Raw genomic sequence first — 25820 nt, forward strand, 5'->3', positions numbered from 1 at the left:
CCGCGTGCCTGCCGACGGTGGCTTACTGCTTCACGGCTTCAATCTGCACCACCAGGCGCACGTTCTTGGGGAAGCCCCATTCCACGCCGTAGTTCATGCCCCACTGGGTGCGGTCGATGGTGGTCTCGAAGTCGCCGCCGCACACTTCGCGCTTGAGCATGGGGCTGTCGTAGCAGTTGAACTGCGTGGCCTTGAGGGTGACGGGCGCGGTCTTGCCCAGCAGCGTGAGCTGGCCGCTCACTTCGCTGACCTTGTCGCCGTTGAAGCTGAACTTGTCGGACACGAACTTGATGCTGGGGTGCTTGGCGGCGTCGAACAGGTCGGCGCTTTGCAGGTGCTTGTCGAACGCAGGCGTGCCCGAGTTCACCGAGGTCGTGTCGATGGAGATGTCCACCTTGCCGGTCTTGGCGGCGCGGTCGAACTCCACCGTGCCTTGCTTCTTGTCGAAGCGGGCGCGGTTGGTGGTGGCGCCAAAGTGGCTGATCTCGAACGTCACAAAGGTGTGCGTGGGGTCGATGCCGTAGTTGGCGGCCTGGGCGGTGCCAGCGGTCATGGCAGTGGCAGCGGCCACGGCGAGCAAAGAGAACAGGGACTTGCGCATGGAAAAGACTCCTAGAAAAAGAGGAACTACGAAACGAACCAGGGGAAAGTGGGGGCGAAAGAGGTGGGGCTAACGTCGGCAACCGGTCAAAGCTTGCCGACGCCGGTCAGCGCGAGCTTGAATTTCACAGTCACGTCGTCGGCCACCATCGATGTGTCGGCCCACTCGTTCTCGCCAATCTTGAAAGCCAGGCGCTTGATGGGCAGCGTGCCTGTGGCTGTGGTGGTGGGGCCGCTTTGCGTGAGTGCCACGGGCACCACCACGTTCTGCGCGTTGCCCTTGATGGTGAGCTTGCCTGCCACTTCAAACTTGCCACCCCCCAGCGCCTTGATGGCCGTGGATTCGAATTGCGCCTGCGGGAACTTGGCCACGTTGAACCAGGTGGGCTTGGGCAGCTCGGCATCGGTCTCGCGCGAGCCCAGTGTGGCGCTGCCGGTGTCTACGGTGAAGGCGATCTTGCTCGTGGCCAGCTTGGCCGGGTCAAACGCCACCTGGGCGCTGAACTTCTTGAAGTGGCCATCCAGGGGCACGCCCATCTGGCGCGCGGTGAACTGCACCTCGCTCTGGGCGGGCACCAGTTGCTGCTGGGCCAGGGCGGCCTGGGTGCTCACCACCAGGGCGGCGCCGAGCACGATGCGGGACAGGGGAGAGGACAGATTCATGCAGAAACTCCGTTCAAAACACAGCAAAGAGAAGGCGTGGCCCGGCCGAGGTGGGGCGTCTACCAGGGCCGCATGCGCGCAAGCAGGCCGTCACGATCGATGAAGTGGTGCTTGAGCGCTGCCGCCACATGCAGCACCACCAGGCCCGCCATCGCAAACGCGGTGATCTGGTGCCAGGGCTTGATGGCCTCGGCCAGTTCCTTGCTCACGGGCACAAAGTCGGGCAGTTGCCACAGGCCCAGGAACACGATGGGGAACCCGGCTGCCGAGCTGTAGGCCCAGCCGATCAGGGGCACGGCGAAAAACAGGGTGTAGAGCAGCCCATGGGTGCCGTGGTGGGCCAGCTTTTGCCAGCCGGGCATGGCGTCTGCCATGGCCGGGGGCAACGCGGGTGGGCGGTGGGTGGCGCGCCACAGCAGGCGCAGCGCCGACAGCACGAGGATGGTGACCCCCGCCCACTTGTGCCAGTTGTAGAGCTTGAGCCGCTGCGGCGAGAAGGGCAGGCCCGTCATGTAGATGCCCACGCCAAACAGGCCGATCAGTGCAAATCCCAGCACCCAGTGCAGCAGCATGGCGGTGCGTGTGTAGCGGCGCGGGGCGGTGGCCGTGGGGGTGGCAGAAGTGGTCATCAAAAGCGTGGGCAGTGAAGGGCGGGGCCTGGTCGCTGGCAGCCCTGGGGCATGCAGGCGTGGAGGCAGTGTAGGAAGCGCCTGCCGGGTTCGGCTTCAGGCAGATTGACGCTTCATTTCAAAAAAAATGAATTGGGGGGGGCTTAGCAATCAAAGTTCCCCAATGCTTTGCGCTTTTTTTGCCTGTGCATCGGCCGGTGGGGCGATGTCAGGCGTGCCGGAGCCAGCCCTGTATGGCGGGGGGGCTGCGGCGGGGGAGTGGTGCCGGTGGCGTACACCGGGCCCACCAGGGGGTGGTGGGGGGCGGCAGGCGATGTATCGGCTGGGCAGCTATCGCCAAGCCGCTCTGGCCCAGCGGTTCAGCGGTTCAGCGGTTCAGCGCGGCCTGTTTCCAGGCGCTGGCAGCAGCGCTGTCGTCGCCGCGCTGCTCGGCCAGTTCGGCCAGGCGGCGCCAGGCGCTGGTGCGCAGGTGGGGGTCGGCCAGTTGCTGCGCTGCCTGGGTCAGCAGCTGCTGTGCCTTGCCCCACAGCTGGCGCTTGAGGCAGGCCATGCCCGCCAGGTACTGCAGGCGCGCGTCGCGCGGGTTGGCCTGGTGGGCCGATTCGATGCGGGCCAGCCAGGGGCCGTCGAGTTCGTCCAGCCCGGCTTCGAGTGCACGCACCAGCTTCAGCGCGTGGTGGTCGGCCAGGGCATCGGGCAGGTCCACCATGCGCTCCCACACCGGCAGCAGCCAGGCACGCACCTGGGTGGCCTCGCCGCCCAGGGCGGCCAGGCGCTGCGCGGCATGGATGGCCAGCTCAGGCATGTTGCGCTCGGCCGTTTCCAGCGACTGCCAGATCTGCTGCAGCTGGGCCGTGTCGTGGGCGCTGTTGATGAGTTCGGTGGCCAGGCCCCGCACGATGCTCTGCGCTGCGGCGGGCGAGAAGGCGCGGTGTTTGCCCAGCAGGCGGGCGGTGTCCAGCGCCTCCTGGGTCTGGCGGTCCAGGCGCGTGGCCTTCAGCCTGATGCGCAGGGCCAGCGTGCGGCGGGCTGCGCCCTGGGGCAGGGCGGCCAGGCGTTCCAGGGCGGCGCTGGCATCGCGGTCGTCCAGCGACCAGCGGGCGGCGCGCATCTGGGCGCCTTCGTGCATTTCCTGTTCGTTCACCGTGCCGCGCATCGGGGCCTCCTGCAGGGCATCCTGCAGGTGGCTTTCGCGGGTAGCGCGGTCTTGCAGCGCATGCGATGCCTCGGCCGCAATCATGTGGGCCAGGGCGCGCAGCTGTTTGCCATGGGGTACGGCCTCGCCGCTGGCCTCCAGGGCGTGTTCCTGCGACAGCGCTGCCACGGCCGCCTTGCGCGAGCGGATGAAGCGGCCCCCCAGCATGTGGGTGAGCGCGTCGAGCAAGGCCGCGTGCATGGCACGCTCCTTCTGCTGCACGCGCCAGCGGCGGGCCTGGTGGGGCAGTTCGAGCAGCGCAGCCAGTGCGCGCAGGGCCGCATACAGGGTGACAAACCCGCCCACCAGCAGCAGCAACACCATGTTGAGCGACAGGTCGATGCGGTACGGTGGCCAGTACAGGGTGATGGTGCCCTGGTTGTTGCCCGCAAACAAAGCCGTGGCCACGGCCACGCCAAACAACGCCAGGAGCCAGAGTGCAGCGCGCATGCGTACAGCCCTTTACCGGCCTGCAGCGGCCGTGGCCAGCGCAGACAGGGTTTCGTCCAGGCGGGGCTGCTCGGCCGCCTTCAGGCTGGCCTGGGCCGTCTGCAGCGTGCTGGCCGCGATCTGGGTGCGCCGTACGGCCGGGTCAAAGTATTTGTTGAGCGCGACCGTGGCGGCGCCCAGGTCGGCGCGGGCCGAGTCGAACTGGCGTGCCAGCACGGCCAGGCGCGCGTTGAGCAGCTTGAGCTTGAGGTTCTCACGCAGAAAAAAGGTCTGCTCGGGCGCCAGCAGGATGGCCTCGGGCTGGTCGATGCGGCTCACGCGCACCAGGCCCCGGGCCTCGTCGCGCACCACTTCCCAGCTGCGTTGCAGGGCCGCCTGCCACCAGGCCAGGCCTTCGGTGGGTGCGGGGGCGCTGCCAGGGGCGCTGGGGCCGGTGGACAGGCGTTTGGTGGATGCCGCCTGGGCCACGGCGTTGAGCACGGGCAGCTCGTCCACCTGGCGCACCAGATCGTCCAGCCGGCCCAGCAGGCCAGCGGTGTCGGTCACGGTGGCGCGGGTCAGGCGGTCCAGGTCGCGGCCGATGGCGCGCTGCACGGGCGCCAGGCGGGGCTGGGCGGCGCGTTCAATGCGCTGGTTGGCGCTTTTGAGGGCCGCCACCAGCGGCTCCAGGCTGCCGGTGAGCTGGGCCTGTTGCTGGGCCAGGCGGATGGCGGATTCGATGTCCACCACCAGGTTTTCGTCGCGCGAGCGCGACAGGCTTTGCATCAATTCTTCGAGCTGGCTGCGCTGCAGCGCCACTTCGCTCACCCGGGCTTCGGCCACCGACAGGCGGGCGGCGGTCTCGCGCACCAGTTCTTCGGCCTGGCGGGCCATGGTGCGGGCCTCGATGGCCTGCGCGCCCGAGTCGGCAGTCTGCCGGGCGAGCTGTTCCTGGATGGCGCTGAGCTTTTGCCACAGCATGCCGCTGCTGACCAGCGCGGCAGCGGCCACGGCGCCCAGCAGCAGGGTAACGGCACCACCCCGGCCCGGTGTGGGCGCCACGGCGGCCGGAGCCACAGGTGCAGGGCCTGCTGCAGGCGCGCCCACGGGTGCGGCCACAGGGGCGGCGGTGGGGGCTGGAGGCAGGTCGTTGGGCGGCGCGGAACTCATGCGGCCGATTCTATCGAGGCCACCACGTCTTCCAGCGCCGGACGGCATTCCCCCACGGTGCCAAAGCCCGCTGCACGCGCCGCTTCTGCAATGCGCGGGTGGGTGGCCAGCGCACGCGCTGCGCCCCAGTGCTGACCGGGCAGCGCCTCTGACAGGTGGGCCACGGCTTCGGAGCTGCTCAGCAGCCAGACCGATCCGTCCTGCGCCGCCTGTTGCGCCAGCGCCACCTCGGCGGGGGCCAGCCGGGGCGCGCCGCGTTGGTATGCCACCACAAAATCCACCAGGCCGCCTGCGGCCTCGATCTGCCGTGCCAGCCAGTCGCGGCCGCTGCCCTGGGCGGTGTCGTTCACGCCCCCCGAGCGCCCACGCACGATGAGCACCCGGTCGCCAGGCCGGATTTGCGCGGCCACCTGCTGCCACAGCGCCTCCGAGTCGAACTGCGGGGCGTCGGGCGCCGGGCCGTCGATGTGGCCCGGTGGCACCCCGGCCTGCTCCAGCGCACGCGCCGTGCCGGGGCCGGGTGCCCATGCTCTCATTTTTATAGCTTTTGGGGCAAGAGGGTCGCGCGCAGAGGCCGGTTCTTGCTCAAAAAAATGAACCACCGCATTGCCACTGACAAACATCAGCGCCCGGTACTGCGCCAGCCGGGCGTGGGCCTGGGCCAGCGCCTGCTGCGCTGCCGTGTCGGTGCATGGCCCGATGTCAATCAGCGGCAGGGCCACGGCCGGGATGCCGCGTGCCGCCAGCAGCCCGACCCAGTGCGCAGCCTCGCGGGCGGGCCGCGTGACGATCACCCGGGGCATGGCTGGGCCGATCAATTCAGGGGTTCGGCGCCCCGCGCGCCACCGGCACGCAGGCGCTGTGCAATAGCGTCGCCCAGCGCTTCGGCCTGCGCCAGCGTGGTGACGGGGGCGCTGGCCGCTGCGCGCACCAGGGGGGCCTGCGCATCCACGTCGCCCCAGGCGGCGTCGAGCTGCAGCACGCCACCCGTGAAGGTGCCGTGCGCGGCCAGCGGCATCGAGCAGCTGCCGCCCATGGCGCGGCTCACGGCGCGTTCGGCGGCCACGGTGAGCCAGGTGGGCTGGTGGGCCAGCGGCGCCAGTGCGTCGATGAGGTCTTGCCGGTCGCTCCGCACTTCAATGCCCAGGGCACCCTGGCCTGCGGCGGGCAACATGGCGGCGGGCGCGAAGGTGGCGCGGATGCGCGATTCCAGGCCCAGGCGCTTCAGGCCCGCAGCTGCCAGCACGATGGCGTCGTACTGGCCTTCGTCCAGCTTGCGCAGGCGGGTGTCGAGGTTGCCGCGCAGCGGCTCAATCTTCAGGTCGGGCCGCAGGGCCTGCAGCAGCACCTGGCGGCGCAGGCTCGATGTGCCGACCACTGCACCCTGGGGCAGGGCATCGATGTTGGGGTAGTGGGGGGAGACAAACGCATCGCGCGGGTCTTCGCGCTCCATCACGCAGGCCAGGGCAAACCCCTCGGGCAGTTCCATGGGCACGTCCTTGAGCGAATGCACGGCAATGTGCGCGCGCCCTTCTTCCAGCGCCACCTCCAGCTCTTTCACAAACAGGCCTTTGCCGCCCACCTTGGACAGCGAGCGGTCCAGGATCTGGTCGCCCTTGGTGGTCATGCCGAGCAGCTCCACCTGGTGGCCGCGCGCGCGCAACAGGGCCTGCACAAGCTCGGCCTGCCACAGCGCCAGGCGGCTCTCGCGCGTGGCGATCACGATGGAAAGAGGGGCGTTCTGGAGGCTCAAGTTCGTAACCTGTTTGTAATCTTTCAGGGGCGGGCGATGCTAGCATGCGCCCGCACTGGGGCTGGTGCACCCCGGGGGACACGGGGGCAGGCGGCTCCCGGCCACCACCCACCTCCGGAGACTCACGCACCATGAAACGATCCGACAAGGACCAGCCCCTGATCGACGACATCCGCCTGCTCGGGCGCATTCTGGGCGACGTGATCCGAGAACAGGAGGGCGTGGCCGCGTATGAGCTGGTGGAGCAGGTGCGCAAGCTCTCCGTCGCTTTTCGCCGCGACGCCGATCAGGAGGCCGACCGCGCGCTCAAGAAGCTGCTCAAGTCCCTGTCGGGCGACCAGACGGTGAGCGTGATCCGCGCCTTCACCTACTTCAGCCATCTGGCCAACCTGGCTGAAGACCGCCACCACATCCGCCGCCGCGCAGTGCACGAGCGCGCGGGCGACACGCAGGAGGGCAGCATCGAGGTCGCCCTCTCGCGCCTGCGCTGGGCGGGCATCGCACCGAAGACGATTTCGCAAACCCTGGCGGGCAGTTACGTGGCGCCGGTGCTCACCGCCCACCCCACCGAAGTGCAGCGCAAGAGCATTCTGGACGCCGAGCGCGACATCGCTCAGTTGCTGGCCACGCGCGATGACATCCAGGTGCGCGCGCAGCTCTACAACAGTGCCAAGGACGCGCTCACCCCGCGCGAACTGGCTGCCAACGAAGCCCTGCTGCGCGCCCGCGTGGCCCAGCTGTGGCAAACGCGCTTGCTGCGTTACAGCAAGCTCACCGTGGCCGACGAGATCGAGAACGCGCTGTCGTATTACGAAGCGACCTTCCTGCGCGAGATCCCCAAGATCTACGCCGACCTCGAAAGCGAACTCGGCCAGTACCCCGTGCACAGCTTCTTGCGCATGGGCCAGTGGATTGGCGGCGACCGTGACGGCAACCCCAACGTCACCGCGCAGACCCTGCAATACGCGCTGAGCCGACAGGCCGAGGTGGCCCTGCGCCACTACCTGACCGAGGTGCACTACCTGGGCGGCGAGCTGTCACTGTCCGCCCGCCTGGTGCAGGTGTCGGCCGAGATGGAGGCCCTGGCCCAGCGCTCGCCCGACACCAACGAACACCGCGTGGACGAGCCGTACCGCCGCGCACTCACGGGCATCTATGCGCGCCTGGCTGCGTCCCTCAAGGATCTGACCGGTGGCGAGGCCGCGCGCCATGCCGTGGCGCCACAAAACGCCTACGCCAGCGCCGAAGAGTTCCTGGCCGACCTGCGGGTGATCGAAGCATCGCTGCAGTCGCACCATGGCCAGGCCCTGGCCGCAGAGCGCCTGCACCCGCTGATCCGCGCCGTGCAGGTGTTTGGCTTCCACCTGGCGACGGTGGACCTGCGCCAAAGCTCCGACAAACACGAGGAGGTGGTGGCCGAGCTGCTGGCCAAGGCGCGCATCGAGCCAAACTATGCGGGCCTGCAGGAAGCCGCCAAGCGTGCGCTGCTGATCAAGTTGCTCAACGACGCGCGCCCGTTGCGCGTGGTGGGCGCCGAGTACTCGGCCCACACGCAGGGTGAGCTTGCCATTTTCGAAACTGCCCGCGTGATGCGCGAGCGCTTCGGCCATGAGGCCATCCGCCACTACATCATCAGCCACACCGAAACGGTGAGCGATTTGCTGGAAGTGCTGCTGCTTCAAAAGGAAGTGGGCCTGATGAGCGGCACGCTCGATGCCGAATCCAAGAACCACCTCATCGTGGTGCCGCTGTTCGAAACCATCGAAGACCTTCGCAACGCCGCGCCCATCATGCGCGAGTTCTACAGCCTGCCCGGCGTGGCGGCCCTGGTGCAGCGCAGCGGTGGCGAGCAGGACATCATGCTCGGCTACAGCGACAGCAACAAGGATGGCGGCATCTTTACCAGCAACTGGGAGCTGTACCGCGCCGAGATCGCCCTCGTCGAACTCTTCGACGAACTCGCCACCAGCCACGGCATTCAGCTGCGCATGTTCCACGGCCGCGGCGGCACCGTGGGCCGGGGCGGCGGCCCCAGCTACCAGGCCATCCTGGCGCAGCCCCCCGGCACCGTGCGCGGGCAGATCCGCTTGACGGAGCAGGGCGAGGTGATTGCATCGAAATACGCCAACCCCGAAATCGGCCGCCGCAACCTCGAAACCCTGGTGGCTGCCACGCTCGAAGCCACGCTGCTGCAGCCCACCAAGCCTGCGACCAAGGCGTTTCTGGATGCTGCTGCGCAGCTCTCGCTGGCCAGCATGGGCAGCTACCGTGCGCTGGTGTACGAGACCCCGGGCTTTACCGACTACTTCTTCAACTCCACGCCCATCCGCGAGATTGCCGAGCTCAACATCGGCTCGCGTCCCGCCAGCCGCAAGGCCAGCCAGAAGATCGAAGACCTGCGCGCCATCCCCTGGGGCTTCAGCTGGGGCCAGTGCCGCCTCACACTGCCGGGCTGGTTCGGCTTTGGCTCGGCGGTGGAGGCCTTCATCAACACCGAAGGCAAGGACCCCAAGGCCCAGCTGGCCCTGCTGCAGAAGATGTACCGCCAGTGGCCCTTCTTCCGCACCCTGCTGTCCAACATGGACATGGTGCTGGCCAAGAGCGACCTGGCCCTGGCCTCGCGTTACAGCGAACTCGTGACGGACGCGCGCCTGCGCAAGAAGGTGTTCACCGCCATCGAGGCCGAGTGGCAACGCACGGCCGAGGCGCTGACCCGCATCACCGGCGACAAGCAGCGCCTGACACACAACACGGCGCTGGCGCGCTCCATCAAGCACCGTTTCCCGTACATCGACCCGCTGCACCACTTGCAGGTGGAGCTGGTGCGCCGCTGGCGCGCCGGGCAGGGCGACGAGCGGGTGCAGACGGGTATCCACATCTCCATCAACGGGATTGCGGCCGGGCTGCGCAATACGGGTTGATCGCCCGCGCTTTTTCATCCGTTTTGCCACCAGCGCCAGCGCGCGCTAGCATGGCCACCGGGGCGCTGTAGTGCCCTTGGCCGGGGCTTGGCAGCAGGCCCCGGCTACCGGCGCGGGGTATCCACTGTGGTGGCGCGGCCCTGCGGTGCGTTGTCATGGTGGTGGCTCGTCGCTAACGGGCCGGGAGGCATGGCTTTGGGCAGGGATCTGGCGGCCTGGAGGGTGTTGCTGTCGCACCGGCTGGAAGCCGTGGCGCGCGCCGATTCGATGCGGGCCATCCGCGAGGGGCTGCTGTGGGTGTTGCCCTGCCTCATGGTGTCTGCCGTGTTCCTCGTGCTGTCGGTGGTGGCCGGTGTGCTGGGGCTGCCGCCTGCGGTGGGCGACATGCTGGCGCTGTTGCAGCAGTGGTCGGGCCTGGCGCAGTGGAGCCTGCCCATGGACATGGTCGATCCCGACCGGCCCTACTTCAACGCCGTCGTGCTCACCGGCATGAACTCGCTGCTGTGGTTCTTTGGCATCCATGGATACCACGCGCTGCAGCCGTTGTTCCAGGTGCTGGAGCAGGCGGTGGGCTGGAACGCCATCGAGCTGCTGACCGACCAGGTGCCCCAGTACCCGCTGAACGCAGGGTTGCTGGGGGCGTTTGCCTTTATCGGGGGCGCGGGTGGCACCTTGTCGCTCGTGGTGGCCGTGCTGTGGCGGGTGCGCAGCCCGGGGCTGCGCCTGTTGGCGGTGGCCAGCCTGCCCATGGCCTTGCTGAATGTGAACGAGCTGCTGCTGTTCGGCATCCCGTTGATCCTGAACCCGCGCCTGCTTGTTCCTTTCATCCTGGTACCTGCGGTCAACGCCTGCCTGGCGCTGGCGGCCGTACAAGCGGGCTGGGTGCCCATGGCCACCGTGCCCATGCCCCTGAACGCCCCGGTGGTGTTCAATGCCTATGTCAGCACCCAGGGGGCCTGGTCCGCTGTGGCCTTGCAACTGGCCCTGGTGCTGCTCGGGGCCTGTATCTATGCACCGGCTGTGCGTGCGCTCGAGCGCCACCATGCCACCACCGTGCACCTGCCCGGGCTGGACACCACGTTCACGCGGCTGCAGGAGGAGGGGAGCCTCTACGCCCACGACCCCATCGTGGTGGCACAGCAGGGCCAGGCCCGCAGGGAGGACCTGGTGGCCCGGGTGCGCCGCATGGGGGACTATGAGTTCTTCCTGGAGTACCAGCCGCAGGTGTCGCCGCGCACGGGCCTGTGTGTGGGGTGCGAGGCGTTGCTGCGCGCCCGCGATTCGCAGGGGCGGATCCAGTCGCCAGGGGCGTTTCTTGCCTGGTTGTCCGAGGCGGGACTGATGAAGGAAGTGGACCTGTGGGTGGCGGCTGCGGCGCTGCGGCAGTACCGGCGCTGGCGCAATGCGGGCTTTGAGCTGCCGATTTCCATCAACGTCACGGGGCCCACCCTCATGTCGCCCGCCCATTGCCAGCGCCTGGTGGCCTTGATCGCGCCTGCGGCGGGGTGCATCAGCATCGAGATCACGGAAGACGCCCTGGCGGCCGATGTGGCGCAGATGCGCGACGCCATTGCCCGGGTGCATGCCGTGGGCGCCAAGGTGTCCATCGACGACTTTGGCACCGGGTACTCGTCACTGAGTTATCTGCACGCCTTTGCTGTGGACACCATCAAGATCGACCGCAGTTTTGTGGTGACCAGCACGGCCCCGCAGGGCGCGCGCGTGCTGGAGGGCCTGCTGCATTTTTGCCAGAGCCTGGGGCTGGGCATGGTGGTGGAGGGCGTGGAGACCGATGAACAGCTGCAGGTGCTGCCCGCCTCCATCGACCTGCGCGTGCAGGGCTGGTATTACAGCCGCGCCCTGGCGGCAGACGACCTGCCCGCGTTTGTGCAGCAGTGCGCGCAGGGGGTTGCAGGCAAGGTGGCACCCGTCGTGCCTACTGCCCCAGCAGTTCGCCCACCGGCTTGAGGTCTTCCACGCGGTCGCACACCGCTTTCACGGCCATCATCACCGGGATGCCCAATAGCAGCCCCCACAGGCCCCAGAGCCAGCCCCAGGCCAGCACGCTCACGAAAACGGCCACGGGGCTCATGCTGCTGGCTCGGCTGGTGAGCCAAGGTGTGAGCAGATTGCCGACGATGGTGTGGATCACCAGCGATGCACCACCAACGGCCAGGGCCATGTCGAGCGTGCCGAACTGCAGGAAAGCCACCAGCGCCGATGCCCCTGTGACCAGGGCCGAGCCGATGTAGGGCGCGAGGTTGAGCACCCCGGCTGCCACGCCCCATACCGCCGCGTTTTGCAGGCCCAATGCCCAGTACGCCAGGCCGGTAGCCACGCCCACCAGCACGCTGGTGAACACCTGCAGCAGCAGATAGTGCTGGATCTGGCGGGTGATGTCATCGAGGACATGGGTGGTGATCTTGCGCCTCTCCAGGCTGGTGCCCGCGATGCGCAGCAGCTTGTCGCGCAGCAGGTTGCCCGAAGCCAGGGCGAAGAAGGTCAGGAAGACGACCACCATGAGCTGCCCCAGGGCCGACATCAGCCCTACGGTGCCACTCCAGAGGTAGTCGCGGATGTTGAAGGGCGGCCGCTCGACAATGACCCGTTGCACCCCCCGGCGTGGCGCGGCCGTGGCGCTGCTCTCGTTGGCCGCCTGTTCAAGCTGCGTGGCCGCCTTCTGCATGGTGTCCAGCGGGCTGCTGCCCCCGGCACGGGCCTTGAGGTTGTCGCGTACCTTCTTCGCGGCCACGGGCAACGAGTCCACCAGCTGCGCGGCACCGTCGCTGAGCGACCAGGCGGCGCTGGCCAGCCCCGAGACCATGGCGATCAGCAGCGCGCCCGCCCCCAGCCAGCGCGGGATGTGCCAGCGGTACAAGATGTCCACTGCCGGCCGCAGCGCGGTGGTCAGCAGCAGGCTGAGCATGATCGGAATGAACACCGCGCTGGCCCAGTGCAGCAGCGCCACCGTCGCAAACAGCGCCAGCAGGGCGAGCGACAGATTGCGCACGTCCACGGGCATGTGGAGGGTCAGGGGAGGAGGTGGGTGGGTGTGGGTGTCTGCCGTGTGCTGCAGCGGGGTGCCCGATGTGGCGGGTAGAGGAGGATCGTTGCCTGGCAGATCCGCGGCGGGAGTCGTCGGTGTACAGCCGGGAGCGTCAGGGTTGTGCGATGTTGGCGCTGCGGGCGCATGAGGCGGTTCGGTGGGAGATGCTGTCATGGGCAGGTTCTGATGCGGCGGAAATGGGTGGGGTGTGGTCGGCGAAGTGTCGCGCAAATCCAGCTTTTTTTGACCAATAGGGCCTAGCGTACGGGCATAGCATCGCGACTATGCAATCTCATCATCTTCGCTCAATGCCTTCGCGTTGGGGGCGTAGGCCCTGGTGGCCTCTTTGGGGGCTGGCTTTGCTAGTCACGGGCTGTGCGGGGTTGGATGTGCCGCAGCCGGAGCGGCATGCGGTATCGGGGCAGAAGACACTGCAGGCGGTTCACCACTGGGACGTGCTTGCTGACGATGTTGCTGTGCGCGTTGCCGAAAAAGTCCGCGATTGGCCTGTGGGGGAGCATCCGATTTATGTCTCGGCAAAAGCAGACACCCGCTTCAATCAGGCATTTCGCAGGCTGTTGATGAACAAGCTGGCAGATCGCGGAGTTGCTGTGACCACAGAGCCGGGTGCGGTGCAATTGGTCGTTGATACGCAGGTGGTGCAACACATGCAACCCGGATCGAGTGTGTTGGACTGGATACCGTTGGCCTCAGGGGTGAGTGTGGCGCGCGATGGCGTTCATTTCCATGGTGCAAACTCTTTCTACCCACCTGGCAACGAGAAAGACGTAGGCGACAAAAAAATGGTCGGCAAAGTTGGCGCAGAAGGCGATGTGGTGGTGGCTTCTGGCAGCGCGTTTGGGGCCGCCGTGGCGGCAATGCAGATTCGCAAAGCCCCAGCAGAGCCCGAAACACCCGTGGTGTATCCCCGTTTGGGGGTTCCGGCGCGGTCCGAGCTGCTGGTGACTGCATCACTGGAGAGCGGCGGGCGTTTTTTGGGGGGTACATCGAATGTGTACTCCCTGGTGCATGACGATGCTTTGCTGTTTTTGCCTGCCGAACCTCGCATGCAGGGAGCCGTGCCTACCTCGATCAAAACCTGGCGGGTGGTGAGCCCATGATGTGGCGTTTGGCACGAAGCGGCTTGGGGTTTGCCGCAGCTGCGACGGCAATTGCGCTGTCGGGTTGCGCCAGCTACTACTACGGTGACAACGGCTCGGGAGGGGGGGGGGCTGGTATGCCCCGAACGTCCATCATCGCGGCGAATCACCACGCGGCAGACATGCTGCTCCAGAACGCGTCGCTGGACCCCCGTCACCCGGTGCTGGTCGCGACGCTGGTGAATGTGGATCGGCTGGGGGAGTCTTCTCGCATGGGCCGGATTTTTTCGGAGCAGATCGCCGGACGTCTTGTGCAAAGAGGTTTGCCTGTCACCGAACTCAAGATGCGCGAAAACCTTGTGATGCAGCGCGAGCAAGGCGAGTTGCTGCTGTCGCGGGAACTACGCGAGGTGAGCAGGGCGCACGATGCGCAAGCGGTGGTGGTGGGGACCTATGCTGTGTCGGCCACAGTCCTGTACGTCAGCATCAAGCTGGTCAAGCCGGACGGGAACCTGGTTGTGGCGGCGCACAACTATGCCGTGCCGATTGACGAAAACGTGCGCGCACTCCTGTTTGGGCGGTAGGCTCATCGCAGCACACCATGGTGTGCTGTGAAGGCTGGAAGTAGATTTCAAGCAAAAAGGCCGCTTGAGGGCCTTTTGCTTGCGCATCGCGCAATCCGCCTATTTGCCGTTAGTCAGCCAAAGGTGCTTGCCATTCAATGCAACATCAACGCACCCGCCGTCTTGCTCTTGCCCGCGCGCGCTGGCGGGTTGCACAGGCCGCAGGTGAAGTGGCGGTTCTCGTACAGCTCGGTCACAAACTGGCCGCTGCATTGTGCGCACTTGGTGCGGGTCAGCATGCCCGCATCCACAAACTTGACCAGGCGCCAGGCGCGGGTGAAGGACAGCAGAGGCTCGATCTCGGCGGTGGTGACCTGTTCGTTGTAGAGACGGTAGGCCTTGGTCAGCAACTCCACCGAATCCAGGTCCACGCCCTTGGACAGGTATTCGTAGATGTTCAGGAACAGCGAGCTGTGGATATTTTCCTGCCAGGTCAGGAACCAGTCGGTCGAGAACGGGAGCTGCCCCTTCGATGGCGACTTGCCCGCGATCTCCTTGTAGAGACGGATCAGGCGTTCATAAGACAGCGTGGTCTCCGATTCGAGCACCTGCATGCGGGCGCCCATCTGGATCAGCATGGCGGCGCGTTCGATCTGCTTGGATTCGTTCAAGACGCTCTTGACTGGGGCTTTGGCGGAGGTGGACATGGCGGGCTTTCAGGCTGGATGAAGAAGGTTCGGGCTCAGAGCACTTCCGACACACGGCTGGCCATCAAAATGTTGGCGTGCAGCGTGTTGGTGGCTTCGTTGCCTACCTTCTTGGCCGAGTGGTTGGTCAGCAAGCTCCACACCAGGTTGTCGTCCACGCGGAAGCTGCACAGCAGCGTGTTGCGGGAGGCCAGCTTCATCACTTGCGCTGCAGACAGCGACGCGAGAATATCGGCAGACTCTTCATTCATGCCCAAGCGGAACACGGCTTCTGCCTTGTCCTGGCGAATCAGGGTCTGGGCCAGCATCAGGTAGGTGAGGTTGGCTTCGCGGATTTCGGCGAGGAGTTGTTCGTTGGTCATGGCGGCTTCCTTTGTTCCAGTTCCCGGACCCTGCGTTGCCTGCTGGTTGCAGGTTTTGCGTGATCCGTTGAAATGGATTGTGAAACCGCCCCAATCAGAAATTAAGTCGGGGTTTGGCTGTGCTGCGTGTCTGGTTTTGCAGTGGCGCCTGTAGGAATTTGCCTTACATGCCGATCGGGTGCCGACTGTCTTTTCATGGGGCCGCACCTGCTGCACAGGTTGGCGCAGGCCGGCAGATTCTGCTCATGGTTTTGATAGCACCCGCAAACCCCTCTTTTTTGCGCTTTTGCAACCCGAGCGGTCGCTTTAGCCCTTTTCGACAGGGCGTGTGGGGTCGGAGCACCATTCGCTCCAGCTGCCGGCAAACAGTGCCGTGGGGCCCAGGCCGGCCACTTCCATCGCCAGCAGATTGGGCACAGCGCTCACGCCGCTGCCGCACTGGTGCACCACGGTGGCGGGGTTGCGGCCTGCCAGCAAGGCATCGAACTCTGCGCGCAGCACGGCAGCAGGCTTGAACCGGCCATCGGCACCGATGTTCTCGGCAAAGGGGCGGTTGAGTGCGCCCGGAATATGGCCTGCCACCGGGTCCAGCGGCTCGACTTCGCCCCGGTAGCGGGCGCCAGCGCGGGCATCGATCACGGTCTGGCCGGGCTGTTGCAGGTGTGCAAGCACGTCGCTGGCCGTGGCTAGTCGGCGCAGGGGTTCAGCCAGTTGGAAGTGGGACTGGAAGTGCGAGGGCTCCTCGCCGCTGTGGACTGCGCCGCCAGCGGCTTGCCAGGCCTGCAGTCCGCCATCAAGCACGGCCACGGCATCGTGGCCCGCCCACTTGAGCATCCACCACAGGCGCCCGCAGTAGTTGGCACCCTGGCGGTCGTACACCACGGCCTGCATGTTGTTGGCAAAGCCCACGCTGGACAGCCACATCGCAAAGCGCTCGCGGCTGGGCAGCGGGTGGCGACCGCCGGATGCGGGTTTGTCGGCCTCCTGCGCGGTGACGGTGCCGCCCGCACCCGGCAGGCCATGTTTGGCGCTCAGATGATTGTTGAGATCGGCGTACACCGCGCCCGGGATGTGGGCCTCGCCGTACTGCTGGGCGCCAGCCGAGGCCTGCATCAGGTCAAAGCTGCAGTCAAACACCATCAGCGGTGCGCCGCTGTCGATCTGGGCCTGCAGTTCGGTGGCAGAGATGAGGGTCGTGTAGGTCATGGTGTGTGCCAGTGCGAAGGAAAAACGGGCTCCATTGTGTCCAACTGCTTGCAGCCTCGTGCAGCCACGTTGTATCAATGTTCTTCGGCAGGGGCTCCGGGTGCCGCGCGGGCCCGCAGGATGGTGGCCACAATGCCGCTGCCCACGATGAGGGCCATGCCGATCCAGCCGATGGGGGGAATCTTGTCGCCAAACAGCAGTACGCTGTACAGGCCCGCAAACACGATGCCCGAATACTGCAGGTTGGCCACCACCAGCGTGCCGCGCTGGGTCTTGGCGCTGGCATAGGCCTTGGTCATGCACAGCTGGCCTGCGGCGGCCAGAATGCCGATGGGCAGCAGCCACAGCGCCTGCCAGCCCGGCCAGGGTGAAGTGCCGGTGAACAGCAGGGCGCCACCGCCCGCTACCGCCGAGCCCACCGCAAAATAGAACACAGTGCGCGATTCCGGCTCGCCAATGCGCGACAGCGCCACCACCTGCATGTAGGCAAACGCGGCGGTCAGGCCGGACATCAGCCCGATCAGTCCGGCAAAGGCCTGGTTCTGGTCGAGGCTGGGGCGCAGCATCAGCACCACGCCAATAAAACCAACCAGCACCGTCAGCACCAGCGGGCCCTGTAGCGCCGGGCGGGGGGTGGCGGGCGAGGGGCGCCAGGCCAGCAGCGTGCCACCAATCAGGAAGGCGGCGATCCACACGCTGCTCATGTAGTTGAGCGTCATGGCCGTGGCCAGGGGCAGGTGGGCAATGGCAAAGAACCAGGCCCCCAGCGAGGTCACGCCCACCAGGCTGCGCCAGGCGTGCATGCCGGGGTATTGCGTGGCCAGCGTCACCTTTTGCGAGCGCGCCAGCAGCCACAGGATGGCCATGCCGATGAGGCCCCGGTAGCACACCAGTTCGGCCGAGTTGAAGAAGTCCGATGCGATCTTGACGCACACCCCCATGCTGGCAAACAGGAACGCGGCCAACACCATCCAAAGGGCTTGCATCGGGTTGTGGTCTCTTGAAGTGCGCCACGGGGCGCAGAAATGAAAATAGCTGCTGGCGCTTAATTTTTAAGCACTGGCAGCTATTGTAATGAGAGCAGACCACGGCGGGCCTGCGGATTGGCTGGGATTTGCCGCTGTATTCAGCGCTTTGGGGTGCTGGCGTCCAGCGCGTCACTGCCCATGGCTTCGCGGTACCACTCATGGAAGTGCTGCATGCCGTCTTCCATGGGGCTTTGGTAGGGACCCACCTCGTTGTCGCCACGGGCCAGCAAGGCCTTGCGGCCGGCGTCCATGCGCTCGCCGATCTCGTCGTCCTCGATGCAGGTTTCCATGTACGCGGCCTTCTGCGCCTCGACGAATTCGCGCTCGAAGGCGGCTATCTCTTCGGGGTAGTAGAACTCCACCATGTTCAGCGTCTTGGTGGGGCTGACGGGGTGCAGCGTGGACACGGTGAGCACATGCGGGTACCACTCCACCATGATGTGCGGGTACAGCGTGAGCCAGATGGCGCCGTACTGTGGGGGTTTGCCGCTCCGGTAGTCCAGCAGCGCCTTGTGCCAGCGTTCGTACACGGGGCTGCCCGCCTTGCCCAGGCGGTTGGCTACGCCCACGGTCTGCACCGAGTAATTCTTGCCAAACTCCCAGCGCAGGTCATCGCAGGTCACAAAGCTGCCCAGGCCCGGGTGGAAGGGTCCGACGTGGTAGTCCTCCAGATAGACCTCGATGAAGGTCTTCCAGTTGTAGTTGCACTCGTGCAGCTCTACGTGGTCGAGCACGTAGCCGTCAAAGTCCAGGTCGGCGCGCGGGCCCATCTGGGCCAGGTCGGCGGCCGCGTCGTAGCCGTTGTCTTCAAACAGCAGGCCGTTCCACTCGCGCAGCTTGTAGTTGTTCAGGTTGAGGCAGGGGTCGTGCGCGAAGTGTGGTGCGCCCAGCAACTCGCCCTGGGGGCTGTACGTCCAGCGGTGCAGGGGGCAGACGATGTTGCCACCCGCATGGCCCTTGCCCTGGCCCTGCAGCGACCCCTTGCCCTTGAGCATCACGGCCTGGCGATGGCGGCAGACATTGGAGACCAGCTCGATGCCGCCCTGGGCGTTGCGCACCAGCGCGCGGCCCTCGCCCTCCTGGGGCAGGGCGTAATAGTCGCCGGGATTCGGCACGCTCAGCTGGTGCCCCACATAGCGGGGCCCGCGCTGGAAGATGGTGTCCAGCTCGCGCTGGAACAGCGCATCGTCAAAGTAGCTTGAAACTGGTAGTTGGCTTGCGGCCTGCTGCAGTTGAAGACTTAAATCAGACATGGGTGACCTGACCTAAAGACTCCCCACAGGGAGAAAGTGCGGGAGGTGCGCCAAGGCGCATCCAGAAAAAAGAAACCGGCTAGGGTGAGTAGCCGGCTCGACGGGAATGGGATTATAGGCGGTGGGGTTATTCCCGCACCCCCCCTACGTGTATTGAAATTACTGTTCTAGACGCAGGTCAAACAGGCGCTGCGTGGGCTTGTGCCTTTGGCGGCTGCCGGGCGGGTTCTGGGGCGCTGCGTCCATTCGGCGGGCTCCGGTCTCTGCGCCGTGGTGGTGCGCCTAAAATGGCCGGTTTTCTCACCTGCGCTCTGCCGCTTTGCCCATGCCCAAGGCTCCTGCCACCCCTGCACCACCCGCCGAACCCGCCAGCTACGAAGCGGCGCTGGAAGAGCTGGAGCAGCTTGTGGCCCGCATCGAGTCGGGCCAGTTGCCGCTGGACCAGATGCTGGCGGGCTACCAGCGTGGCGCGGCGCTGTTGGCGTTCTGCCGCCAGCGGCTGGAAGCGGTGCAGGACCAGATCAAGGTGCTGGACGATGGCCAGCTCCAACCATGGACCCAGGAATGAGTGCAGTGCCCGCGCCTTCAGACGCAGTGATGAGTCAGCTTTCCCCGTTTGATGTGGTCCCCTGGAGCCACAACCACCTGGCCCGCGTGGAGCGGGCCCTGTCCGGGTGGGTGGGTCATGGTGCCCCTGCCGGGCTGGGCGATGCCATGCGCTACGCCGTGCTCGATGGCGGCAAGCGGCTGCGGCCGCTGCTGGTGCTGGCCGCGTACGAGGCCGTGTGCAGCGGCACCCCCGCTGCGGAGGTGTCGGGCGAGGCGGCCCTGCGCGCGGCGTGTGCGGTGGAGCTGATCCATGCCTATTCCCTGGTGCACGACGATATGCCCTGCATGGACAACGACGTGCTGCGCCGGGGCAAGCCCACGGTGCATGTGCAGTTTGGCGAAGCCCAGGCCCTGCTGGCGGGCGATGCGCTGCAGGCCTTCGCGTTCGAGCTGCTCACCCCCGACGACAGCCCCGTGCCTGTTGCCATGCAGGCCACGCTGTGCCGCCTGCTGGCGCGCGCAGCGGGCTCGGCCGGCATGGCGGGCGGCCAGGCGATTGACCTGGCCAGCGTGGGCGTGGCGCTGACCGAAGACCAGCTGCGCCAGATGCACCGGCTCAAGACCGGTGCGCTGCTGCAGGGCAGTGTGCTCATGGGCGCCGTGTGCGGCCAAGCGGCACCGGCGGCCTACCAGGCGCTGTCGGAGTACGGCGCGGCCATGGGCCTTGCGTTCCAGGTGGTGGATGACATCCTGGACGTGGTGGCCGATTCGGCCACGCTGGGCAAGACGGCGGGCAAGGATGCTGCCGCCGACAAGCCCACCTATGTCTCTTTGCTGGGGCTGGAGCGTGCCCAGGCCCACGCGCAGGAACTGCTGCAGGACGCACACGCTGCCCTGGCGCGCAGTGGCTTGCCGGACACCCGTGCCCTGGCTGCGCTGGCCGACATGGTGGTGCGCCGCTCTTACTAGAATTTGAACAAAATTGGCCTCTACCGCCTGTCCATCATGCGTTAGTAGCTATTAAAAGAATAGTAAATGTCCACGACCTCCTTCCCCCTGCTGCAGACCATCAACGACCCGGCAGACCTGCGCCAGCTCGCGCGCGCCGACCTCAAGGCGCTGGCTGCCGAGCTGCGCGAGTTTGTGCTGCACAGCGTCTCCCAGACCGGCGGGCACCTCAGCTCCAACCTGGGCACGGTGGAGCTGACCGTGGCCCTGCACCATGTCTTCAACACCCCCGAAGACCGCCTGGTGTGGGATGTGGGCCACCAGACCTACCCGCACAAGATCCTGACCGGCCGCCGCGACCGCATGCACACGCTGCGCCAGTTGGGCGGCATCTCGGGCTTCCCGCAGCGCGCCGAAAGCATCTACGACACTTTTGGCACGGCGCATTCCAGCACCAGCATCTCGGCGGCCCTGGGCATGGCACTGGCCGCCAAGCGCAAGGGCGAAAACCGCCACGCCGTGGCCATCATCGGCGACGGCGCGATGACGGCAGGCATGGCGTTTGAAGCGCTGAACAACGCCGGTGTGGCCGACTGCAACCTGCTGGTGGTGCTCAACGACAACGACATGAGCATCAGCCCGCCCGTGGGCGCGCTCAACCGCTACCTGGCCCAGCTCATGAGCGGCCAGTTCTACGCCGCCGCCAAGAACGTGGGCAAGACCGTGCTCAAGCCCGTGCCGCCCCTGCTGGAGCTGGCCAAACGTTTCGAGCAGCAGGCCAAGGGCATGGTGGTGCCCGCCACCCTGTTCGAGAAATTCGGCTTCAACTACATCGGCCCCATCGACGGGCATGACCTCGATTCGCTGATCCCCACGCTCGAAAACATCAAGAGCCTCAAGGGCCCGCAGTTCCTGCATGTGGTCACCAAAAAAGGCCAGGGCTACAAGCTGGCCGAGGCCGACCCGATTGCCTACCACGGCCCCGGCAAGTTCGACCCCAGCGTGGGCCTGACCAAGCCCGCCACGCCACCCAAGCAGACCTTTACCCAGGTGTTTGGCCAGTGGCTGTGCGACATGGCCGCGCAGGACCAGCGCCTGGTGGGCATCACGCCTGCCATGCGCGAGGGCTCGGGCATGGTCGAGTTTGAAAAGCGTTTCCCCGAGCGCTACTACGACGTGGGTATTGCCGAGCAACATGCCGTGACCTTTGCCGCGGGCATGGCCTGCGAGGGCGTCAAGCCCGTGGTGGCGATCTACTCCACCTTCCTGCAGCGCGGCTACGACCAGTTGATCCACGATGTGGCCCTGCAGAACCTGCCCGTGGTGTTTGCGCTCGACCGTGCGGGCCTGGTGGGTGCCGACGGCGCCACCCATGCAGGGGCGTACGACATCCCGTTTGTGCGCTGCATCCCCAACATGGGCATGGCCTGCCCGGCCGATGAGCGCGAATGCCGTCAGCTGCTCACCACGGCCTTTGAGCAGAACCACCCCGTGGCCGTGCGCTACCCGCGTGGCAGCGGCGCAGGTGTGGCCCCGCTGGCGGGGCTGGAGGGGCTGCCGTTCGGCAAGGGCGAGATCCGCCGCGAGCGCCAGGGCACCGATGCCAACGCGCCGCGCATCGCCATCCTGTCGTTTGGCACCTTGCTGTACCCCGCATTGGAAGCGGCGGAGTCGCTGGATGCCACCGTGGTCAACATGCGCTGGGCCAAGCCCATCGACGAGGCCTTGCTGCGCGAGGTCGCCGAGCGCCACGATGTGCTGGTCACGTTGGAAGAAGGCGCGATCCAGGGCGGCGCAGGCAGTGCCGTGACCGAAGCCCTCAACACCATGGGCATCGTGCGCCCTGTGCTGCAACTGGGCCTGCCCGACGTGTTCATCGAACACGGCGACCCGGCCAAGCTGCTGGCCCTGCAAGGGCTCGACGCCGCAGGCATCCGCGCATCGATTGCCGCGCGTTTTCTGTCCAATAACGCCGCCTGAGCGCGTTGGCCGGGCGATGGGCCCCGGCAGCCGCGCCGCGCGCCGCCAGGGCGCGTCTTTGCACGCCGCTCAGCGGATGCTTGCAGAAGCCTGAAGGTGCACCGCCTGCGCCGGATTTCGCGGGAAAACCCGCAAAAGTCCCGGGGGGCATGTTTCTACAATGGCCCTCGGCTGAATCGAGTCCTTGGCTTGCCGTGCACAACGCGTGCTGCCCAAGTTTTGCAATCAATATATCGGAGAGAACCTCATGGATCGTCGTTCAATCATCAAGCATGCCGGCATCGCCGGTGTGCTGGCTGCGGGCGCTGCGCCTGCTGTCCACGCCCAGGCTGCCATCCGCTGGCGTCTGGCTTCCAGCTTCCCCAAGTCGCTGGACACCATCTACGGTGGCGCTGATGTGTTCTCCAAGGCCGTCAAGGCCATGTCCGGTGGCAAGTTTGAAATCTCCGTGCATGCTGGTGGCGAGCTGATGCCTCCCTTCGGCGTGCTGGACGGCGTGCAGCAAGGCACCGTGGAGATGTGCCACACCGTGCCTTACTACTTCTACGGCAAGAACCCCGCATTCGCCCTGGGCTCGGCCATTCCCTTCGGCTTCAATGCCCGCCAGATGAACGCCTGGATGCTGCATGGCAACGGCCGCAAGCTGATGAACGAGTTCTACTCGAACTACAACGCCATCAGCTTCGCTGGCGGCAACACCGGCACGCAGATGGGCGGCTGGTACCGCAAGGAAATCAAGTCGCCTGCCGATTTCAAGGGCATGAAGATGCGCCTGGGCGGCGGTCTGGTGGGTGAAGTGATGCAGAAGCTGGGTGCCGTGCCCCAGAGCATCCCCGGCGGCGAAATCTACCAAGCCCTCGAAAAGGGCACGCTGGACGCCGCCGAGTGGGTGGGTCCTTACGACGACCAGAAGCTGGGCTTCAACAAGGTCGCTCCGTTCTACTACTACCCCGGCTGGTGGGAAGGTGGTCCTGAAGTGGACTTCTTCGTCAACCAGAAGGCCTTCGACGGTCTGTCGTCCGAGAACAAGGCCATCATCGAAGCCGCTACCAACGTGGCCCACATCGACATGCTGGCCAAGTACGACGCCCTGAACCCCACGGCGCTCAAGCAACTGGTGGCTGCCAAGACCAAGGTGCTGCCGTTCTCGCAAGCGGTGATGGACGCATCCTTCAAGGCCGCCATGGAAGTGTTCGCCGAGAACGACGCCAAGAGCCCCGAGTGGAAGAAGATCTACGCCGACATGCGTACCTTCCAGCGCGACCAGATCCTGTGGTTCCGCTTTGCCGAAGCCCGCTACGACACCTTCATGTCTGCACAGAAGGTCTAAGCGCTGCGACTCCGTGCGGCTCGGTGCCGCATGGTTCCAACGATCAACCCGCCAGGTTCGCCTGGCGGGTTTTTTTGTGCCTGCGGTTTTCCCCTGTGTGGGGCCCATGCCTGTGCAGCGTCGGGGTGGGGTGGCCGCACGCCACAGACCGGCTGCTGTGCGGGGTGATCCCGTAGACCGCCACGCGCATGGGCATGGGTCTTTGTGCGGCATATTCGGGTGGGGTCCTGCCCAGCGCTTGGGGTGCATGCCATGCTTGCAGCCCCCCCTTGATGCCCTGAATGCGTTGGCGGCGTTCCTCCTGCCTCCCGCCGGGTCTTTGTCTCCCGTCGGGTCTTTGTCTCCCGTCGGGCCGTGCACCCCATTGAAGAGCGCGCTTCTCTCCTTGCAATCGGCCACCGGCTTGTGACGAGGCTTTGTGTGCGGACCATTGCGACGCCATGGAACGGCCACGCCCTGTTTGGGCTGTGGGGCCCGGTGCGTTTGGCAGGAGTGCATGAAAAAAGCCCCGGCGGAGGGCATCCGCCGGGGCTTTGTTCTGGGGGCCGTGAGGGCTGAGGGGTGGGGGCGTCCCCCTTCAGCCGCTGCACATCACTTCTTCTCGTTGGCCATCGAGTCCTGCAGGGCCTTCAGCGGGTCATCTGCTGCGGGCGCTGCAGTCTCGCCGCCAGGGGCTGCTGCTGCGCCTTCCATGCCAGCGGTGGGGTCGGCGGCCTCGGCGGACGCGCCGGGCATGGTGGCTTCCATTTCCATGCGCACCTTGTCGAGGTCATAGACCTCTTCCTTGTCGAGGCCGCTGGAGACGATGCCAGGGAATGCAATGATCAGGCCCACCATCAGCAGCTGGATGCACAGGAAGGGAATGGCGCCCCAGTAGATCTGTGGCGTGGTCACCGGCGCAATCATCTTCTTGGTGACCTTGTCCATGTACTCCTTGGCCGGGGCCACGCTGCGCAGGTAGAACAGCGCGAAGCCGAACGGTGGGTGCATGAACGAGGTCTGCATGTTCACGGCCAGCAGCACGCCGAACCAGATCAGGTCAATGCCCAGCTTGTGGGCCACGGGGGCCAGCAAAGGCACCACGATGAAGGACAGCTCGAAGAAGTCCAGGAAGAACGCCAGGAAGAACACCATGATGTTCACGACGATCAGGAAGCCGAGCTGGCCGCCGGGCAGGCCGGTCAGCAGGTGCTCCACCCACAGCGGGCCGTCCACGCCTTGGAAGGTCAGGCCGAAGATGCTGGCGCCCACCAGAATGAACACCACAAAACACGACAGCTTGGTGGTGGTGGTGACGGCCTGTTTGAGCAGCGACATCGACAGTCGGCCACGGATGATGGCCATGATGCCGGCACCCAGCGCGCCCATGGCGCCGCCTTCGGTGGGGGTGGCAACACCCAGGAAGATGGTGCCCAGCACCAGGAAGATCAGCAGCAGCGGCGGAATCAGCACAAAGGTCACGCGCTCGGCCACGCGGGAGAGCAGGCCCATGCGGGTGATCTTGTTGATGCTGGCGGCCACAAAGGCCAGGGCCACACCAAAGCACATGGAGACCACAATGGTTTCATCCAGCGCGACCTTGTCCACCGCTTCGCCCGACCACCAGCTGTGCAGGGCCGGCATGTTCTTGGCAACATAAATCGAGGCTGCCACGCAGATGCCGGTCAGCACCAGCAGCGAAGGCACGCCGCTCTTGCCGTTGTCGTCCTTGAGCGTGCGCGCTTCGGGCGGGAGGGCAGGCACCCACTGGGGTTTAAAAACGGCCAGCAGGATGATGTACAGCGCATAGAAGCCGGTGAGCATCAGGCCGGGCAGGAAGGCGCCCTTGTACATGTCGCCCACGCTGCGGCCCATCTGGTCGGCAATGATGATCAGCACCAGCGATGGGGGGATGATCTGCGCCAAGGTGCCGGAGGCGGCAATCACCCCGGCAGCCAGGCGCCGGTCGTAGCCGTAGCGCAGCATGATGGGCAGCGAGATCAGGCCCATCGAGATCACGGAAGCGGCCACCACACCCGTGGTGGCTGCCAGCAGCGCGCCCACGAAGATCACGGCCAGCGCCAGGCCGCCACGGATGGGGCCGAACAGCTGACCGATGGTGTCCAGCAGGTCTTCCGCCATCCCGCTGCGCTCCAATATGAGCCCCATCAGCGTGAAGAACGGAATGGCCAGCAGGGTGTCGTTCTGCATGATGCCGAAGATGCGCAGCGGCACGGCTTGCAGCAGTGCCTCGGGCAGCACGTTGAGTTCAATGCCGATGAAGGCGAAGAAAAGGCCGCAGGCACCCAGGCTGAAGGCGACGGGAAAGCCCACCAGCAGGAAGGCGATGAGCCCCGCGAACATGATCGGGGCCAGGTTGTGTGCAATGAATTCCATGGTGTGTGCTCC

22 protein-coding genes are annotated in these 25820 nt (G+C 66.1%); 8 read left to right on the plus strand and 14 right to left on the minus strand.

Features of this window, described 5'->3' with window-relative positions:
* Nucleotides 1-22: 22 nt before the first annotated feature.
* From AC07Z7_RS02555 to hemC, 7 genes are all read right to left on the minus strand, one after another.
* Nucleotides 23-601, minus strand: a complete 579-nt coding sequence (locus tag AC07Z7_RS02555; protein ID WP_094288404.1) for a YceI family protein — start codon at nucleotides 599-601, stop codon at nucleotides 23-25.
* Nucleotides 602-687: 86 nt separating this feature from the next.
* Nucleotides 688-1263 (minus strand): YceI family protein, encoded by a 576-nt coding sequence (locus AC07Z7_RS02560; RefSeq protein ID WP_494765216.1) that lies wholly within the window; start codon nucleotides 1261-1263, stop codon nucleotides 688-690.
* Between the two features lie 59 nt (nucleotides 1264-1322).
* Nucleotides 1323-1892, minus strand: coding sequence for a cytochrome b (locus AC07Z7_RS02565; RefSeq protein ID WP_494765217.1), 570 nt, complete (start codon nucleotides 1890-1892; stop codon nucleotides 1323-1325).
* Nucleotides 1893-2259: 367 nt separating this feature from the next.
* Complete coding sequence (locus AC07Z7_RS02570) at nucleotides 2260-3537, minus strand: heme biosynthesis protein HemY (RefSeq protein WP_252660792.1); 1278 nt, start codon at nucleotides 3535-3537, stop codon at nucleotides 2260-2262.
* 12 nt (nucleotides 3538-3549) lie between these two features.
* Complete coding sequence (locus tag AC07Z7_RS02575; RefSeq protein ID WP_494765218.1) at nucleotides 3550-4686, minus strand: uroporphyrinogen-III C-methyltransferase; 1137 nt, start codon at nucleotides 4684-4686, stop codon at nucleotides 3550-3552.
* Nucleotides 4683-5489, minus strand: coding sequence for a uroporphyrinogen-III synthase (locus tag AC07Z7_RS02580; RefSeq protein ID WP_494765219.1), 807 nt, complete (start codon nucleotides 5487-5489; stop codon nucleotides 4683-4685). The genes AC07Z7_RS02575 and AC07Z7_RS02580 overlap by 4 nt, the downstream gene beginning before the upstream one ends.
* Before the next feature lie 11 nt (nucleotides 5490-5500).
* Nucleotides 5501-6439 carry a hydroxymethylbilane synthase gene (gene hemC, locus AC07Z7_RS02585; RefSeq protein WP_494765220.1) on the minus strand — a complete coding sequence of 313 codons (939 nt, stop codon included), beginning with the start codon at nucleotides 6437-6439 and terminating at the stop codon, nucleotides 5501-5503.
* A 131-nt stretch (nucleotides 6440-6570) separates the two neighbouring features.
* On the opposite strand from hemC, the gene ppc reads away from it, so the two are divergent.
* Together ppc and AC07Z7_RS02595 are read left to right on the plus strand one after the other, a co-directional pair.
* A complete protein-coding gene (ppc, locus tag AC07Z7_RS02590) occupies nucleotides 6571-9360 on the plus strand; it encodes a phosphoenolpyruvate carboxylase (protein WP_494765221.1) in 2790 nt (929 codons plus the stop codon).
* Nucleotides 9361-9549: 189 nt separating this feature from the next.
* Nucleotides 9550-11328 carry an EAL domain-containing protein gene (locus AC07Z7_RS02595; protein WP_494765222.1) on the plus strand — a complete coding sequence of 593 codons (1779 nt, stop codon included), beginning with the start codon at nucleotides 9550-9552 and terminating at the stop codon, nucleotides 11326-11328.
* Here AC07Z7_RS02595 and AC07Z7_RS02600 read toward each other — a convergent pair.
* Complete coding sequence (locus tag AC07Z7_RS02600; protein WP_494765223.1) at nucleotides 11297-12580, minus strand: AI-2E family transporter; 1284 nt, start codon at nucleotides 12578-12580, stop codon at nucleotides 11297-11299. The two genes, AC07Z7_RS02595 and AC07Z7_RS02600, sit on opposite strands and share 32 nt — an antisense overlap.
* Nucleotides 12581-12789: 209 nt before the next feature.
* Between AC07Z7_RS02600 and AC07Z7_RS02605 the strand changes: the two genes are divergently transcribed.
* Complete coding sequence (locus tag AC07Z7_RS02605) at nucleotides 12790-13527, plus strand: hypothetical protein (RefSeq protein ID WP_494765224.1); 738 nt, start codon at nucleotides 12790-12792, stop codon at nucleotides 13525-13527.
* The gene (locus AC07Z7_RS02610) at nucleotides 13524-14090 is read left to right on the plus strand and encodes a FlgO family outer membrane protein (RefSeq protein ID WP_494765225.1); all 567 of its coding nucleotides are present in this window, start codon (nucleotides 13524-13526) and stop codon (nucleotides 14088-14090) included. Before AC07Z7_RS02605 ends, AC07Z7_RS02610 begins: the two co-directional genes overlap by 4 nt.
* A gap of 134 nt (nucleotides 14091-14224) precedes the next feature.
* Here AC07Z7_RS02610 and flhC read toward each other — a convergent pair whose 3' ends face one another.
* The 5 genes from flhC to AC07Z7_RS02635 all read right to left on the minus strand — a co-directional run bounded on the left by flhC (nucleotide 14225) and on the right by AC07Z7_RS02635 (nucleotide 18625).
* Nucleotides 14225-14776, minus strand: coding sequence for a flagellar transcriptional regulator FlhC (gene flhC, locus AC07Z7_RS02615; protein WP_094288425.1), 552 nt, complete (start codon nucleotides 14774-14776; stop codon nucleotides 14225-14227).
* A 35-nt stretch (nucleotides 14777-14811) separates the two neighbouring features.
* Entirely contained in the window at nucleotides 14812-15138 is a 327-nt protein-coding gene (flhD, locus tag AC07Z7_RS02620; protein ID WP_008902803.1) for a flagellar transcriptional regulator FlhD, read from the minus strand.
* Nucleotides 15139-15444: 306 nt separating this feature from the next.
* Nucleotides 15445-16344 (minus strand): sulfurtransferase, encoded by a 900-nt coding sequence (locus AC07Z7_RS02625; protein ID WP_494765226.1) that lies wholly within the window; start codon nucleotides 16342-16344, stop codon nucleotides 15445-15447.
* A 74-nt stretch (nucleotides 16345-16418) separates the two neighbouring features.
* The gene (locus AC07Z7_RS02630; protein WP_094288429.1) at nucleotides 16419-17330 is read right to left on the minus strand and encodes a DMT family transporter; all 912 of its coding nucleotides are present in this window, start codon (nucleotides 17328-17330) and stop codon (nucleotides 16419-16421) included.
* Between the two features lie 140 nt (nucleotides 17331-17470).
* Nucleotides 17471-18625 carry an aromatic ring-hydroxylating oxygenase subunit alpha gene (locus AC07Z7_RS02635; RefSeq protein WP_494765227.1) on the minus strand — a complete coding sequence of 385 codons (1155 nt, stop codon included), beginning with the start codon at nucleotides 18623-18625 and terminating at the stop codon, nucleotides 17471-17473.
* 325 nt (nucleotides 18626-18950) lie between these two features.
* Between AC07Z7_RS02635 and AC07Z7_RS02640 the strand changes: the two genes are divergently transcribed.
* The 4 genes from AC07Z7_RS02640 (at nucleotide 18951) to AC07Z7_RS02655 (ending at nucleotide 23432) form a co-directional block, all read left to right on the plus strand.
* Nucleotides 18951-19193 (plus strand): exodeoxyribonuclease VII small subunit, encoded by a 243-nt coding sequence (locus AC07Z7_RS02640; RefSeq protein ID WP_094288433.1) that lies wholly within the window; start codon nucleotides 18951-18953, stop codon nucleotides 19191-19193.
* Nucleotides 19194-19222: 29 nt separating this feature from the next.
* Nucleotides 19223-20143: a polyprenyl synthetase family protein gene (locus tag AC07Z7_RS02645; protein ID WP_494765228.1), complete on the plus strand. Its 921-nt coding sequence runs from the start codon at nucleotides 19223-19225 to the stop codon at nucleotides 20141-20143.
* Nucleotides 20144-20209: 66 nt separating this feature from the next.
* Nucleotides 20210-22102: a 1-deoxy-D-xylulose-5-phosphate synthase gene (gene dxs / locus AC07Z7_RS02650; protein ID WP_494765229.1), complete on the plus strand. Its 1893-nt coding sequence runs from the start codon at nucleotides 20210-20212 to the stop codon at nucleotides 22100-22102.
* A gap of 247 nt (nucleotides 22103-22349) precedes the next feature.
* Nucleotides 22350-23432, plus strand: coding sequence for a TRAP transporter substrate-binding protein (locus tag AC07Z7_RS02655; protein WP_252658581.1), 1083 nt, complete (start codon nucleotides 22350-22352; stop codon nucleotides 23430-23432).
* A gap of 591 nt (nucleotides 23433-24023) precedes the next feature.
* On the opposite strand, the gene AC07Z7_RS02660 is transcribed toward AC07Z7_RS02655, so the two are convergent.
* Entirely contained in the window at nucleotides 24024-25808 is a 1785-nt protein-coding gene (locus tag AC07Z7_RS02660; protein ID WP_494765230.1) for a TRAP transporter large permease, read from the minus strand.
* Nucleotides 25809-25820: the final 12 nt, after the last annotated feature.

Source organism: Acidovorax sp. GW101-11A03 (assembly GCF_059424825.1).